This is a genomic window from Kitasatospora sp. NPDC093102 (assembly GCF_040683915.1).
In the GTDB taxonomy this organism is placed as follows: domain Bacteria; phylum Actinomycetota; class Actinomycetes; order Streptomycetales; family Streptomycetaceae; genus Kitasatospora.
In genome coordinates this window covers 428,244-442,608 of sequence record NZ_JBFBFA010000001.1, presented here as the reverse complement: position 1 = coordinate 442,608, position 14,365 = coordinate 428,244, and the positions used below count along the sequence as shown (strand labels likewise).

Annotated in this window: 13 protein-coding genes and 1 pseudogene; 2 read left to right on the top strand and 12 right to left on the bottom strand. The window is 74.5% G+C overall.

The window, feature by feature from the left end; translation table 11 throughout:
• Positions 1-68: 68 nt before the first annotated feature.
• Positions 69-929: pseudogene (locus AB0O11_RS02070) on the bottom strand (LysR family transcriptional regulator); the annotation flags it as partial.
• A gap of 139 nt (positions 930-1,068) precedes the next feature.
• On the opposite strand from AB0O11_RS02070, the gene AB0O11_RS02065 reads away from it, so the two are divergent.
• Positions 1,069-2,073 carry an NADP-dependent oxidoreductase gene (locus AB0O11_RS02065; RefSeq protein WP_363380819.1) on the top strand — a complete coding sequence of 335 codons (1,005 nt, stop codon included), beginning with the start codon at positions 1,069-1,071 and terminating at the stop codon, positions 2,071-2,073.
• 22 nt (positions 2,074-2,095) lie between these two features.
• Here AB0O11_RS02065 and AB0O11_RS02060 read toward each other — a convergent pair whose 3' ends face one another.
• Entirely contained in the window at positions 2,096-3,037 is a 942-nt protein-coding gene (locus AB0O11_RS02060; RefSeq protein ID WP_363380817.1) for a sigma-70 family RNA polymerase sigma factor, read from the bottom strand.
• Positions 3,038-3,111: 74 nt separating this feature from the next.
• Between AB0O11_RS02060 and AB0O11_RS02055 the strand changes: the two genes are divergently transcribed.
• Positions 3,112-3,801: an NAD(P)H-dependent oxidoreductase gene (locus AB0O11_RS02055; RefSeq protein ID WP_363380815.1), complete on the top strand. Its 690-nt coding sequence runs from the start codon at positions 3,112-3,114 to the stop codon at positions 3,799-3,801.
• Between the two features lie 17 nt (positions 3,802-3,818).
• Here the strand turns inward: AB0O11_RS02055 and AB0O11_RS02050 are convergent, their stop codons facing one another.
• The 10 genes from AB0O11_RS02050 to nuoH all read right to left on the bottom strand — a co-directional run bounded on the left by AB0O11_RS02050 (position 3,819) and on the right by nuoH (position 14,363).
• Entirely contained in the window at positions 3,819-4,775 is a 957-nt protein-coding gene (locus tag AB0O11_RS02050; protein WP_363380812.1) for a M48 family metalloprotease, read from the bottom strand.
• Between the two features lie 3 nt (positions 4,776-4,778).
• A complete protein-coding gene (locus AB0O11_RS02045) occupies positions 4,779-5,204 on the bottom strand; it encodes a BlaI/MecI/CopY family transcriptional regulator (protein WP_363380809.1) in 426 nt (141 codons plus the stop codon).
• Between the two features lie 207 nt (positions 5,205-5,411).
• Positions 5,412-6,275 (bottom strand): zinc metalloprotease HtpX, encoded by an 864-nt coding sequence (htpX, locus tag AB0O11_RS02040; protein ID WP_363380806.1) that lies wholly within the window; start codon positions 6,273-6,275, stop codon positions 5,412-5,414.
• A 153-nt stretch (positions 6,276-6,428) separates the two neighbouring features.
• Positions 6,429-7,973, bottom strand: a complete 1,545-nt coding sequence (locus tag AB0O11_RS02035) for an NADH-quinone oxidoreductase subunit N (protein WP_363380803.1) — start codon at positions 7,971-7,973, stop codon at positions 6,429-6,431.
• Positions 7,974-8,029: 56 nt separating this feature from the next.
• The gene (locus AB0O11_RS02030) at positions 8,030-9,658 is read right to left on the bottom strand and encodes an NADH-quinone oxidoreductase subunit M (RefSeq protein ID WP_363380801.1); all 1,629 of its coding nucleotides are present in this window, start codon (positions 9,656-9,658) and stop codon (positions 8,030-8,032) included.
• A 53-nt stretch (positions 9,659-9,711) separates the two neighbouring features.
• Complete coding sequence (locus AB0O11_RS02025) at positions 9,712-11,772, bottom strand: NADH-quinone oxidoreductase subunit L (protein ID WP_363380798.1); 2,061 nt, start codon at positions 11,770-11,772, stop codon at positions 9,712-9,714.
• Complete coding sequence (nuoK, locus tag AB0O11_RS02020) at positions 11,769-12,161, bottom strand: NADH-quinone oxidoreductase subunit NuoK (RefSeq protein ID WP_363380795.1); 393 nt, start codon at positions 12,159-12,161, stop codon at positions 11,769-11,771. The genes AB0O11_RS02025 and nuoK overlap by 4 nt, the downstream gene beginning before the upstream one ends.
• Positions 12,161-12,859 carry an NADH-quinone oxidoreductase subunit J gene (locus AB0O11_RS02015; RefSeq protein WP_363380792.1) on the bottom strand — a complete coding sequence of 233 codons (699 nt, stop codon included), beginning with the start codon at positions 12,857-12,859 and terminating at the stop codon, positions 12,161-12,163. Before AB0O11_RS02015 ends, nuoK begins: the two co-directional genes overlap by 1 nt.
• Complete coding sequence (locus tag AB0O11_RS02010) at positions 12,856-13,413, bottom strand: NADH-quinone oxidoreductase subunit I (protein WP_363380789.1); 558 nt, start codon at positions 13,411-13,413, stop codon at positions 12,856-12,858. The genes AB0O11_RS02015 and AB0O11_RS02010 overlap by 4 nt, the downstream gene beginning before the upstream one ends.
• Complete coding sequence (gene nuoH / locus AB0O11_RS02005; protein ID WP_224284490.1) at positions 13,410-14,363, bottom strand: NADH-quinone oxidoreductase subunit NuoH; 954 nt, start codon at positions 14,361-14,363, stop codon at positions 13,410-13,412. Before nuoH ends, AB0O11_RS02010 begins: the two co-directional genes overlap by 4 nt.
• Positions 14,364-14,365: the final 2 nt, after the last annotated feature.

The window sequence follows — 14,365 nt, the reverse complement described above, 5'->3', positions numbered from 1 at the left end:
GGCCGGCTCGTCGGGGGCCGGCTCGTCGGGGGCCGGACCGCCGACAGCCCGGCCGGCAGCGGCAGTTCGCGCAGCTCGCGGATCAGTGCCCGGACGGCGGCCGTCCCGGCCAGCTCGGGCGTGGTGACGTACCCGACGGAGCGGCTCGGCGGCTGCGGTCCGAGGTCGGTGACGGCGAGGCCGGCCGGGGCGCCGAGCAGGGCCGTCCGGGGCATGATCGCCATGCCCAGGCCCTGGGCGACCAGCGAGACGGCCACCGTGTCGTCCTCCACGTCCACGGTCGCGGGCGGGATCCAGTCCTGCCGTCGCCACCAGTCCCGGGTGTACGAGCCGCAGTTCTCGTCCCAGTCGACCAGCGGGAGCTCGCGCGGCGCCGGGTGGCCCTGCGGGTGCGCGAGCGCGTACGACTCCTCGTACAGCCGCACCGCGAGCAGGCCCGGGACGGGCGGCGGGCCGCCCGCGTCGAGCGTGGCCAGCCCGAGGTCGGCGCGCCCGTCCGCGACCTCCCCGGCGGTGCCGCGGCCGATCTCCCGGACGATCCGGACGTGGGTGCCGAGCCCGGGGTGGCGCTCGGCGAGCCGGGCCAGGACGGGCGGCAGCAGATGGGCGGCGGCGCCGCGGAAGGCGGCGATCCGCAGGGTGCCGGTGAGCGGCCCGTCCGCTCCCGCACCACGCACCTCGGGGCCCATCGCGTCCAGCAGCCGCAGGATCCGGCGGGCGTACGCCACCGCCCGCGCGCCGCCCTCGGTGGGGCGCGCGCCGTGACGCCCGCGGTCGAAGAGCACCGTACCGAGCTTCCGCTCGCAGGCGCGCACGGCGTGCGAGACGGCGGACTGGGTGGTGCCCAGGCGCGCGGCGGCAGCCGTGAAGCTCCGCTCCTCCTCGACGGCGACCAGGGTCCGCAGCTCGTGCGGGGCGAGATCGGTCATGCGCCCGAATCTAACCCGCGATCCATCGATGCTGCTCATGGATCCCGCCGTTCCATCGACCCGCGCCCCTGCCCGGCCGCTCCTCCGCTTCCTACGGTGATCACGTCCCGCCCGCCCCGCGCCCCTGGAGCAGCTTCCGATGTCCCGTCCCACCGCCCGCGCCGTCCACCTGGTCTCCCGCCCCGACGGCGCGCCGACCGCCGCGAACTTCGCCTTCGTCGACGAGACCGTCCCGGCACTCGCGGCGGGCGAGGCCCTGGTCGAGAACCTCTACCAGTCCGTCGACCCGTACATGCGCGAGGAGATGGAGGAGGGCGGCTGGGAGCTGCACGCCCCACTGGAGGGCCGCACCCTCGGCCGGGTGGTGGAGTCCCGGGCCGACGCCCTGCCGGTCGGGGCGCTGGTCCAGCACCGCCAGGCCTGGCGCACCCACTCGGTCGTCACCGCCGAGCGGGCGAGCCTGCTGCCCGACGTCGCCGGAGTCCCGCTCAGCGCCCACCTGTCGGTGCTCGGCGGCACCGGCCTGTCCGCGTGGGTCGCCCTGACCAGGATCGCCCGGCTCCAGCCCGGCGAGACGCTCTTCGTCTCGGCGGCCGCCGGCGGTGTCGGCACCGCCGCCGGACAGCTCGCCCGTCTGCTCGGCGCCGGACGGATCGTCGGCAGCACCGGCTCCGCCGCCAAGGCCGCCCGCCTCACCGAGCGGCTCGGCTTCGACGCCGCCTTCGACTACCACGACGGCCCGATCGCGGACCGCCTGCGCGAGGCCGCTCCCGAGGGGCTGCACATCTACCTGGACAACGTCGGCGGCGACCATCTGGAGGCCGCCATCGGCGCCCTGCGCGAACACGGCCGGATCGCCTGGTGCGGCGCGGTCGCCCAGTACAACCGGCTCGGGAACCCGCCGGCCGCGCCGCGCAACCTGTTCGACGTGGTCGGGAAGAGCCTGCGGCTGGAGGGCTTCCTGGTCCGCAACCACCTCGACGCCCGGCCGGAGCTGTACGACTTCCTGGTCCCGCACCTGCGCTCGGGCGCCGTCGTCCCGGACGAGACGGTCGTGGACGGCTTCGAGCGGGTCGTGGACGCCTTCCTCGGCATGCTGCGCGGCGCCAACACCGGCAAGATGCTGGTCCGGATCGCCGACTGACCGGGCTCGGCCGGCCACGCGCTCACCCCGGCAGCACGGCCAGTTCGATCGCGGCGAGCCGGGCCGGGTCGGCCACCACCTCGTAGCCGGCCACCCGGCCGTCCGCGACCGCCACCCGCAGCACCAGCCGCAGCCGCCCGTCCGGGGCGATCAGGATGCCGGGCGCCCCGTCCACCAGGGCCACCGCACCGTAGCGGGCCCGGCGGCCGAGGACCGTGGTCTCCCGGGCGACGGCCTGCGCGCCCCGGGCCACCAGGGCGCGGCCGGGCCCCAGCGCCGCCGGATCGGCCCGCCGCACCACGTCCGGGGCCAGGACGGCCAGCAGGTCCGCCAGGTCCCCGCCCCGGGCGGCGGCCAGGAAGGCCTCCACCACCCGCCGGTGCCCGGCCGGCGGCTCCGAGGACGGCGAGGCCGTCCCGCGGACCCGCTGCCGGGCCCGGCTGGCCAGCTTCTTGGCGGCCGCCGGAGTCCGCCCGACGATCGGCGCGATCTGGTCGAAGGGCACCGCGAAGCCGTCGTGCAGCACGAAGGCGACCCGCTCGGCCGGGCCCAGCCGGTCCAGCACCACGAGCAGCGCCCGGCCCACCGACTCGACCAGCAGCGCCTCCCGCTCCGGCTCCGGGCCGCCTCCCGTCGCGTCCGGCAGCGCCTCGTCGGTCGGCTCCTCGCGGCGCGCGGCGCGGGCCCGCAGCAGGTCCAGGCAGATCCGGGAGACCACCGTGGTCAGCCAGCCGGGCAGGTTGTCGATCTCCGCCGGATCGGTGCGGACCAGCCGCAGCCAGGCCTCCTGCACGGCGTCCTCGGCCTCGCCGGTCGAGCCGAGCATCCGCTGGGCGATCGCCCGCAGCCGGCCGCGCTCGGCCTCGAAGCGCTCCGTCGGCGCTCCGGCCCTCCGCTCCGAGGCCACCGCTCGCCCGGCCGCTGTTCCCCCGGCCGCCGCTCCCGGCATCGCGTCCCGGTCCATCGGTCACCTTTCCTCGGCGCGGCTCGTCACCGCTATGACGATCCGTCCCCCTCCAAGGTGACCGGGAGACCCCCATGACCTCCGCCACGCTGCTCCACCTGGACTCCAGCATCAGCCCGTCCGGCTCGGTCAGCCGCGCCCTGACCGCCCGCTTCGCCGCCGCCTGGCACGCCCGGCACGGCGTCGCCGCCCGACACCGGCACCACGACCTCGCCGCCGACCCGGTACCCCCGGTGCGCACCGCCTACGACGCCCTCGGCCGCCGCACCGAGCGCAAGGGAATTCTCCCGCTGGACGACATCGGCCGCCTCGCCGAGGGGCCGGACGAGGCGCACGAGTGGGCGCTCAGCCGCCCGCTGATCGAGGAGCTGCGGGCCGCCGGCACCCTGCTGATCGGCAGCCCGATGTACAACTACACCGTCTCGACCGGCCTCAAGGCATGGATCGACCGGGTCACCTTCCCCGGCGTCCACCACGACCCGGAGACCGGCGCGCCGCTGCTGCGCGACACCCGCGTGGTGGTCGTCGCGGTCCGCGGCGGCGGCTACGGTCCGGGCACGCCGCGCGCCCACTGCGACTTCCAGGTCCCGTACCTGCGGGCGTACTTCGACCGGATCGGGGTCGCGGCGGAGCACCTGCACGTGGTCACCGCCGAGCTCACCAGGGCCGCGGACGTCCCGGCGCTGAACGCCCTCCAGCCGCTCGCCGCCGAGTCCCTGGCGGCGGCCGAGGCCGCCGTCGACGAGCTGGCCGCGACGCTCTGAGCCGTCCGGGCGGGCTGCTACAGCGGGGTGACGGCCTTGAGCACCACCAGCAGGGCCACGACGGCGTTGAGCGCGCACAGCGCCGACGCGGCCGTCCCGATCGCCGCGACCATCGCCGCCAGGCCCGCCGGGGTCTTGGCCGGCGGCCAGTTGCGGGAGGTCGGCACCGGGCCGAGCAGCGCCGCCACCCGGCGCGGCACAGGGCCGGCCGCCGTGGCCGGGGTGGCGAAGGCCGCGAAGCCGGGCGCCGGGGCGGCGTGCGAGACCAGGGCCGCCCGGGCCACCGCCCGCGCGGTGATCCGGCGGTCCCCCACGGCCTGCGCCGACTCCTCGTCCGCCCAGCGCTCCGCGCTGTACGCCACCGCGTTCTGCAACGGCCGCAGGAACGGGTTGACACAGGCGGCGAGCTGGGTGGTCAGCAGGTACCGGTGGTGCCGGTGGCGCAGGTGCGCCCGCTCGTGCGCGAGCAGCGCCTCGCGCTCGTCGGCGGCCAGGCCGGCCAGCATCCCGGTGGAGACCACCACCCGGCCGGGCGATCCGGGCAGCGCGTAGGCGTACGGGCTGTGGTCCGGCAGCACCGCGAGGTCGCTGCTCTCCCCCGGCCCGGCGGGCAGCCCGCTCAGCGCCCGGCGGGCCCGGCTCCGCACCCGGAGGTGCCGGACGGTCGTCCGGGCACAGGCGAAGGCCACCAGGGCCAGCAGCCACATCGCGGCCGTGCCGACCGTCTCGTGGTACGGCAGCGCGGCCCGCACCTCCGGGTCGGACCAGCTGTCCGGCAGCGGGTTGCCGGGGATCTGCGCGGTGCCCACCACGCCGATCAGCCCGAGGCAGAGCACGCTGCACACCGCCATCACCGCGCTGATCACGGTCATCAGCCGGGTGGCGCCGCGCGGATGCAGGTGCTGCTCGGTCAGTCGCGCGATCGGAACCGCGGTGAGCGGCAGGACGAGCGGGAGGAAGACGAAGAAGCCCACGGGTCAGCTCTCACGGTCGGGCGCTGCCGGATCGGCGGACGCGGCGTCCAGCAGCGCCCGGAGCAGTTCCTCGTCGTGCGGCAGCAGCGCGCTGACGAAACTGGCCAGGACGGCGTCCCGGTCCGCTTCCCCGTCGAGCATCCGGCGCATCCGCAGCGCGGCCAGACCGGCGGCGTCCGAGGAGGCCTGCCAGAGGTAGGAACGGCCGGAGCGGGTCCGGGTCACGGCGTTCTTGGCGTGCAGCCGGGACAGGATGGTCATCACCGTGGTGTACGCCAGGTCGCCCTCCAGGCGTTCCTGGACCCATCCCGCGGCGGCCGGGCCGGGCGCCTGCTGGAGCACCGCGAGCACCTGTGCCTCCAGCTCGCCCTGGCCGCGTCGTCGGGCCGGCGCGTCCCCAGCTGCCGGGGCGTGCCTCTCGTCTGCCATGACGGCCCACTCCCTCCGGATGCCGCGCCCGGACCGACGGGCGCGGGTTCATCCTAACGAGCGCGGGGCCGCGCCGAACCGGTCGGAGCAAGGGGTTCGGGGGCGTACGGCGCGGCCCCTGCGGTGCCTCCGGGCCGCCCCGCCGCTCGCTCCCGTCGACGGCCGGCCCCGGACACGCCACGGAGGGCGTGCAGGCCGGTGGCCGCGCTACCGGCCGTACCCCGCCATCCGCTCCAGGCGGGCGATGCGCTCGGCCATCGGCGGGTGGGTGGAGAAGAGCCGGGCACCGGCCTCGCCGGGGCGGAAGGGGCTGGCGATCATCATGTGGCTCGCCGTCTGGAGCTGCGGCTCGGGCGGGAGCGGCAGCCGACGGGTGCCGTCGTCGAGCTTCCGCAGGGCGCTCGCGAGGGCGAGCGGGTCGCCGGTGATCCGGGCCCCGTCGGCGTCGGCCTGGTACTCGCGGGAGCGGCTGACCGCCAGCTGGATCAGCCCGGCCGCGAGCGGGCCGAGGATCATGATGGCGAGCATCCCGAACAGCCCCGGGCCGTCGTCGTCCTCGTCGCGCCCGAACGGGATCAGCCAGGCGAAGTTCACCAGGAACATCACCACCGAGGCGAGCGCCCCGGCCACGGAGGAGATCAGGATGTCCCGGTTGTAGACGTGGCTCAGCTCGTGCCCGAGCACGCCCCGCAGCTCGCGTTCGTCCAGGATCTGCAGGATGCCCTCGGTGCAGCAGACCGCCGCGTTGCGCGGGTTGCGGCCGGTGGCGAAGGCGTTCGGGGCCGGGGTCGGGGAGATGTAGAGGCGGGGCATCGGCTGGCGGGCCGAGGTGGAGAGCTCGCGGACGATCCGGTACAGCCCGGGTGCCTCGAACTCGCTGACCGGCCGGGCCCGCATGGCCCGCAGCGCGATCTTGTCGCTGTTCCAGTAAGCGTAGGCGTTGGTCCCGAGGGCGACCAGCAGGGCGATCACGAAGCCGGTGCGGCCGAAGAGGCTGCCGATCACCAGGATCAGCGCCGACAGGCCTCCGAGCAGGACGGCGGTCCTCAGTCCGTTGTGCCGGCTGTGCACGTCAGGCCCTCCAATGGCGCGGTGGGGAAGCCCTTTCTGCCTCGTCCCTCTTGCCCGGTCAACGGGTGGGGCCGGGGACCTTGTTCCCTTGTGACCGACGAGACACCGCCGCGGCGCCTCCGGGCCGCACCCCCGGCCCGGCGCGGCGCGGGCTCAGAACAGCGACCCGCCCGCCACCTGGAGGACCAGCTGCGGCGCCACCGAGAGGACCACGGCGACCGAGGCGGTGAGCCCCAGCGTCGCGGTGAGGCTCGTCGGCAGGCGGTGCCCGGCGGCGCCCTCCCCGAGGGGCGCGTCACCCGCCGGGGCGAACAGCCGGGCCGTCCACAGCAGGTAGTAGTACAGGGCGGCGACCACGTTGACGGCCATCACCACGGCGAGCCAGCCCAGCCCGGCGTCGACCGCCGCGCGGAACACCACGACCTTGCCGAACAGGCCGACCACGCCCGGCGGCAGCCCGGCCAGGCAGAGCAGGAAGAAGGCGAGCGCCAGCGCCGTCCAGCGGCTGCGGGTGAACAGGCCGCGGAAGTCGTCCACGCTGGTCCCGGCCCGGCGTCCGACGGCGGCGACCACCCCGAAGGCGCCGAGGTTCACCACGCCGTAGATGAGCGCGTACGCGGCGGTGGCGCCGAGGGGGTCGACGCCGGTGGGCGCGTAGCCGGCCGCGGCGAGCGGCACCAGCAGGTACCCGGCCTGGCCGACCGAGGACCAGGCGAGCAGCCGCACCGCGCTGTACCGGGTGTCGAAGCGCTGGCGCAGCGCGCCGACGTTGCCGACGGTCATGGTGACGGCCGCCAGCACGGCGAGCACCAGGCCCCAGGTGTGGGCGTACGGGCGGAAGGCGATGGTGGTGGCGAGCGCGAGCCCGGACAGGCCGGCCGCCTTGCCGACCACCGAGAGGTAGCCGGCCACCGGCAGCGGGGCGCCGGTGTAGGTGTCGGGCACCCAGAAGTGGAACGGGACGGCGGCGACCTTGAAGGCGAAGCCGACCAGGGTCAGCACGGCACCCGCCTCGGCCAGCGGCTTGAGCTGCCCGGGGGCGTGCTCCAGGCCCTGGGCGACGGCGTCGAGGTGGAGGCTGCCGCCGGCCGCGTAGACGAAGCCGACGCCGAGCAGCATCACGGCGGTCGCGGTCACCGAGGAGACGAAGAACTTGAGCGCGGCCTCCGCGCCCCGGCCGTCCCGGCGCAGCGCGACCAGGGCGAAGGCGGGCAGCGAGGCGACCTCCAGGGCGATCACCATGGTGGCGAGGTCGCGGGAGGCGGGCAGCAGGGCGGCGCCGGTGGCGCTGGAGAGCAGCAGGAACCAGTACTCGCCGCGCGGCAGCCTCTCGCTCTCCACGGTGTGCATCGACAGCAGCGCCGCGATCAGCGCGCCGCCGAGGGCGATCAGCTGGAACACCAGGGCGAAGTGGTCCGCGACGTACGAGCAGCCGCCACTGTCGGACCCCCCTGCTACGTTCTGCACACAGAAGGTCGCCCGGGGTGATGACCCGGCCAGGGGAAGGAGCGCGATGAGGGCAAGGGCGAGTCCGGCCGCGGTGAGGCGGCCGAGCCACTTCTTGTGCCGCTCGGGCAGGAACAGGTCCGCGAGCAGCACGGCGAGGGCGGCCACGGCGGCGATCAGCGGGGGCGCGATCGCCACCCAGTCCACGGACTGGATCAGGCTGCCCGGGTTGGCTACGGCGAGGGAGGTCACAGTGTGCTGCCCCGTGGAGTGAGGTCCGAGTGCGGCGGTCTGGGCTGCGAGCACGGTCAGCCACCCCCGAGGAGGTGCTTGACGGCGGGGTCGGAGAGGCCGAGCAGCAGTGCGGGCCACAGGCCGGCGACCAGGGTGAGCGCGGCCAGTGGCGTCCAGCTGACGGCCTCGTAGGGGCGCAGGTCGGCCAGCTCGGCCACCGGTGCGGGCTGCTCGGGGTCCCCCATGCAGACGCGCTTGACCACGATCAGGAGGTACGCGGCGGTGAGGAGGGTGCCGAGGCCGGCCAGGACCATGTAGGTGACGAACGCGGGGCGCGACAGGCCGTCGGCCGGGTCGAACGCGCCGAACATGGCGAGCAGCTCGCCCCAGAAGCCGGCCAGGCCGGGCAGGCCGAGGCTGGCGACGGCGGCGAAGGCGAGCAGCGCGCCGAGCCGCGGGGCCCGGCCGTACAGGGCGGCGCCGGTGGCGCCGGAGAGGGTGTCGAGGTCGGCCGTGCCGTAGCGGTCCTTGAGCGCGCCGACGACGAAGAACAGCAGACCGGTGATCAGACCGTGGGCGATGTTGGCGAACAGCGCGCCGTTGACGCCCACCGGGGTGAGGGAGGCGATGCCGAGCAGCACGAAGCCCATGTGGCCGACGGAGGAGTACGCGATCAGGCGCTTGAGGTCGCCCTTGGATCCGGAGCCGGAGGGCTCGGAGCGCTTCGAAAGAAAGGTGGTGATGGGCGACGGGAGGGCGAGCGCCAGGCAGGCCAGTGAGCCGTAGACGATGCCGACGGCCGCGAAGGCGCCCAGGTAGGGCGCCAGGGTGGCGGCGCCCTCCGGCACGACCGGGAGGAGGACGCGGACGAGACCGTAGGTGCCCATCTTCAGCAGCACGCCGGCGAGCAGCACCGAGCCCACCGTCGGGGCGGCGGTGTGCGCGTCGGGGAGCCAGCTGTGCAGCGGCCAGGCGGGGGCCTTGACCGCGAGCCCGACCAGGATCGCCAGCGCGGCGATCACCTGGGTGGTGTGACTCAGGCCGCTGCCGTGCGCGGCGGCCAGGGCCTGCATGTCGAAGGTGCCGGCCTTGCTGCCGATCAGCAGGAAGCCGAGCAGCATCACGGCCGAGCCGAGCAGCGTGTAGAGGATGAACCGGTTGGCGGCCGGGACCTTCGCGCCGCTCCCCCAGCGGGCGATCAGGAAGTACATCGGGATCAGCACGATCTCGAAGGCCAGGAAGAAGAGCAGGAGGTCCAGCACCGCGAAGGTGGCGAGCATGCCGACTTCGAGGAGGAGGAACAGCCCGACGAAGGCCTGCGCGGACGGACGGGGCTCGGCAGGGGTTCCGTCCCGGGCGTCCCCCTGCGGCAGCCGTTTCTCCGAGTACAGCGCGCAGAGGAAGGTGAGCAGCGCGGTCAGCACGATCAGCGGCAGCGAGACGCCGTCCACCCCGAGGTGGAAGCGCACGTGCAGGGCCGGGATCCAGGACACGTCGGTGGTGGCCTGCATCCGGGCGGGTTCGTCGTGGTCGAAGCCGGCCGCGAGGGCGACGGTGAGCAGGAACACCGCGCCGGTGACGACGGTGTTCAGCCGCAGTGCCCGCCGGTCGGCGGCGGCCCGGTCCGGCCCGAACACCGGTGCCAGGGTGAGCGCGGCGCCGAGCAGCGGCAGCACCAGGAGGGCGATGAGGACTGCGTTCATCGGGGGCTCCCGGGAGCGGTCGAGGGGACGGAGGTGGAGGAGAGCGGCACCGGCTACACCGCCACCAGGACGGCCAGCAGGACGACCGCGGCCAGCAGGGCGCTGAGGTACGTCTGCGCGTTCCCGGTCTGCGCGAGCCGGACGGCCCGGCCGAGCAGGTTGGCACCCGCTCCGCTGCCGCGCACGTAGGTCTCGACGACCTCCCGGTCGAGGAAGCGGACCAGATCGGCGGCGGCGCCCACCGGGCGGACGAACAGCGCGTGGTACAGCCGGTCGACGCCGAAGCCGTGCCGGGCCGGGCCGAACAGCGGGCCGAGCAGGGTGCGCCCGGGGTCGCCGACGATCACCTCGGCGGTCGGGGCTCCGCCCTGCTCGGGCACCCGGCCCGCGACGGCCGGGGCCGGACGGCCGGTGCCCAGCCGGGCGGTCGCCGAGCGCCAGGCGCCGTACGCGGCGAGCACGCCGACCACGGCGAGCCCGGTCCCGGTGACGGCGGTGACCGCGGAGGGCCGCAGCGAGCCGCCGTCCAGCAGCGCGGGCAGCCAGTCCGAGCGCAGACCGAAGACGCCGAAGCCCATGGTCGGAACGGCCAGCACCCACAGCGGCCAGCGCATCGCGGGCGGCTCGGCGGTGGCCGGGTCGGCCTCGTCGAGCTCGGGCGAGTACGGCGCGCCGTTCTCGTGGTCGGCCGTGACGGTGCCCCGGTCGGCGGCGGGCAGCACCTGCGGTGCAGCCGCGGCGGCACCGGCCGGGCTGTGGAAGGCCAGCAGGAAGAGCCTGGTCGCGTACGCGGCGGTGAGCAGCGCGGTGAGCCCGGCGGAGATCAGCACGATCCACCCGGCCGCCTGCGGCACCGCCGAGGCCGGGCCGAGCCCGTTGGTCAGCGCCTCGCCGTTGGCGGCGTGCTCGGCGGCGGTCAGCACCGCCTCCTTGCTGAAGAAGCCGGAGAACGGCGGCAGCCCGACCAGGGCGACCAGCGCGATGCCCATCGTCCAGTAGGCGTCCGGCACCCGCTTGCGCAGCCCCGGGATGCGGGACATCGCGGAGATCGAGTTGGTGTGCGCGGCGTGGATCACCACACCGGCGGCCAGGAACAGCAGCGCCTTGAACGCGCCGTGGCTGACCAGGTGGAAGACCGAGGCCTCGCGGTCCCCGGCGGCCAGCGCGCCGGCCATGTAGCCGAGCTGGCCGACGGTGGAGTAGGCGAGCACCCGTTTGAGGTCGTCCTGGGCGAGCGCGCACAGCGCCGAGCCGATCATCGTCACGGCGGCCATCACCGCGAGCACGACCAGCGCCGCGCCCGACAGCAGGAACACCGGCAGCAGCCGGGCGACCAGGTAGATGCCGGCCGCGACCATGGTGGCGGCGTGGATCAGCGCGGAGACCGGGGTCGGGCCGGCCATCGCGTCCGGGAGCCAGGTGTGCAGCGGGAACTGCGCGCTCTTGCCGGCCACGCCGGCGAGCAGCAGCAGGGCGGTCAGCGTCGGGTGTCCGAGCCTGCCCTCCGTCGCGGCCGCCAGCACGTCCGGGACGCGGAAGCTGCCGGCGTCCGCGCCGAGCAGGAAGATCCCGAACAGGAACGGCACGTCGCCGAGCTTGGTGACCAGGAAGGCCTTCAACGAGGCCGAGCGGGCGTCCGCGGTCTCCCAGTGGTGGCCGATCAGGAAGTACGAGCACAGGCCCATGACCTCCCAGCCGACCAGCAGCACGATCAGGTCGCCCGAGTAGACCACGAGGAACATCGCCGCGGTGAACAGCGAGACCAGCGCCGCGTACGAGGGGTAGCGCGGGTCCTCCTTGAGGTACGCGGTCGAGTAGACCTGGACGCAGGTGGCGACCAGACCGACGAGCACCGAGATCAGCGAGCTGAAGCCGTCCAGGTGGAGGGCGAGCGCGATGTCCGGGCCACCGGTCGGGGTGAGCCGGGTGGCGGCGTCCAGGGCCTGGCCGGTGCCGAGCTGGAGGGCCACCACCAGGGCGAGCACCGCCGAGACGGCGACCGGGACGATCGCCAGCGGCCGGGCCAGGCCGGGAGCCTTCTTGCCGACGGCCAGGGTCGCGGCGGCGCCGAGCGCGGGCAGCGCCGGGACGAGTGCGGGCAGGGCGAGGTTCATGCGGCGGCTTGGCCCTTCGGTGCCTCGGCTCCGGCCGGCGCCTCGGCGCCGACCGGCGTCTCCTCGACGGCGAGCGTCTCGGCCGGGTCGCCGAGCGCGGTGGCCCGGTCGATGTCCGCGGTGCCCCGGGCCCGGAACAGCAGCAGGACGATGGAGAGCCCCAGCCCGACCTCGGCGGCGGCGACGGTGATGGTGAACAGGGTGAGCGCCTGCCCGGCGTGCAGCGAGTCCCGCAGCCAGGCGTCGAAGGCGACCAGGTTGAGGTTGACGGCGTTGAGCATCAGCTCGACCGACATGAGCACCAGGACGGCGTTGCGCCGGGCGAGCACGCCGTACACGCCGACGCTGAACAGCAGCGCGGCGAGGACGACGGGATAGGCGAGGTGCATCAGCCCTCCTGCTCAGGGGTCGACTGCTCGGAGGCCGCCGAACCCGGCTTCGGCGCGGTGGCGGCGACCGTCCCATTGGACCCGACCGGCCGGCCGGCGCGCAGCTTGCCCGCCCGGGGCGCCGGCACCCGCCGCTTGGACCCGCGCGACAGCACGATCGCGCCGACCAGGGCCGCCAGCAGCAGCACGGACAGCGCCTCGAAGGGCAGCACCCAGTACCGGAACAGACTGGCCCCGGTGACGGCGGCCGAGCCGCCGCCCTGGCCGAGGTCGACCCAGGAGGTCCGGAAGGCGTCGACCACCAGCGTGACCAGCGTCCCGGCCGAGGCCAGCGCCACGAGCAGGGCCACCCAGCGGTTCTCGGAGTCGGCGTCCGGCGAGCGCCCGATCGGCGCCTTGGTGAGCATCAGCCCGAACAGCACCAGGACGACCACCGAGCCGAGGTAGATCAGCACCTGCACCCAGGCGATGAACTCGGCCGTGAGCAGCAGGAACTCCACCGCCAGCCCGCCGAGCGCGACCACCAGCCAGAGCGCCGCGTGCACCAGCTGCCTGGTGGTCACGGAGACCACGGCCGAGCCGAGCACGGCGATGCCGACCAGCAGGAAGACGATCTCCTGGCCGGTCGGGGACAGGAACGAACGGGCGGCCGGCTCCAGGGAACCGGTCGCCGCGAGAAGCGTGGCGGCACCGATCACGCGTCGTCATCCTTCTCCTCGAGAGCCGCCGCGGCGGCCGCGGCCAGCTTGTCCGCCGCCTTGCGCGCGGTGGCGATCTCCTTGGGCTCCTCGGCCGCCGGGTCCAGCGCCGGCGGCGCGGGGACGGTCCACATCCACTCGCGGAGCTTCTCCCGCTCGTGGGTCAGCTCGTGGATGTCGGTCTCCGCGTACTCGAACTCCGGCGACCAGAACAGCGCGTCGAAGGGGCACACCTCGATGCAGATCCCGCAGTACATGCAGAGCGAGAAGTCGATGGCGAACCGGTCCAGCACGTTGCGGGTGCGGGCCCGGGCGTTCGGCTCGGCGGCCGGCAGCGTCTCCTTGTGGGAGTCGATGTAGATGCACCAGTCCGGGCACTCGCGCGCGCAGAGCATGCACACCGTGCAGTTCTCCTCCAGCAGCGCGATGACGCCGCGCGAACGCGGCGGCAGCACCGGCTGCACGTCGGGGTACTGCGCGGTGACGCTCTTCTTCGTCATCGTCCGCAGCGTCACGGCCAGCCCCTTGGCGAGGCCTACACCGGGAAAACTCATGAGATCGCCACCTTGATGATGCCGGTGAGGGCCAGCTGGACCAGCGCGAGCGGGATCAGCACCGTCCACGCGAAGCGCATCAGCTGGTCCTCGCGCAGACGCGGGTAGGTGACCCGCAGCCAGATGACCACGAAGGCCAGCGCGAAGGTCTTGAGGATCGTCCAGAGCCAGCCGAGCTGGTCCGGCAGCGGTCCGTGCCAGCCGCCCAGGAAGAGCACCGCGGTCAGCGCGGACACCACCAGGATGCCCACGTACTCGGACAGCAGGAACAGTGCGAACCGCAGACCGGTGTACTCGGTGTACGCGCCGAAGATGATCTCCGAGTCGGCGATCGGCATGTCGAACGGCGGACGCTGGAGCTCGGCCAGCCCGGCCGTGAAGAAGACGAACGCACCGATGATCTGCCAGGGCAGCCAGTACCACTGCCAGGCGTCCACGATCCCGGGCAGCGACAGCGTGCCGGCGGCCATCGCCACCGAGGCCGCCGCCAGCACCATCGGCAGCTCGTACGACATCAGCTGCGCGGCCGTGCGCAGGGCCCCGAGCAGCGAGAACTTGTTCGCCGAGGCCCAGCCGGCCATCAGCTTGCCGATCACGCCGACGCCCATCACGGCCAGCACGAAGAACAGACCGGCGTCGACGGCCTGGCCGACGAAGCCGTCCGGGCCGACCGGGACCGCCAGCAGCACGAAGAGGTACGGCAGCAGCGAGACGGCGGGTGCCAGCTGGAAGATCCGGCGGTCCGCCCCGGCCGGGACGATGTCCTCCTTCTGCGCGAACTTCACGCCGTCCGCGACGAGCTGCGCCCAGCCGTGGAAGCCGCCCGCGTACATCGGGCCGAGCCGGCCCTGCATGTGCGCCATGACCTTGTGCTCGGTCTGGCCGATGACCAGCGGGAAGACCAGGAAGACGACGAGGGTGGCGACGCAGCGCAGCACCGTGTCGAGCAGGT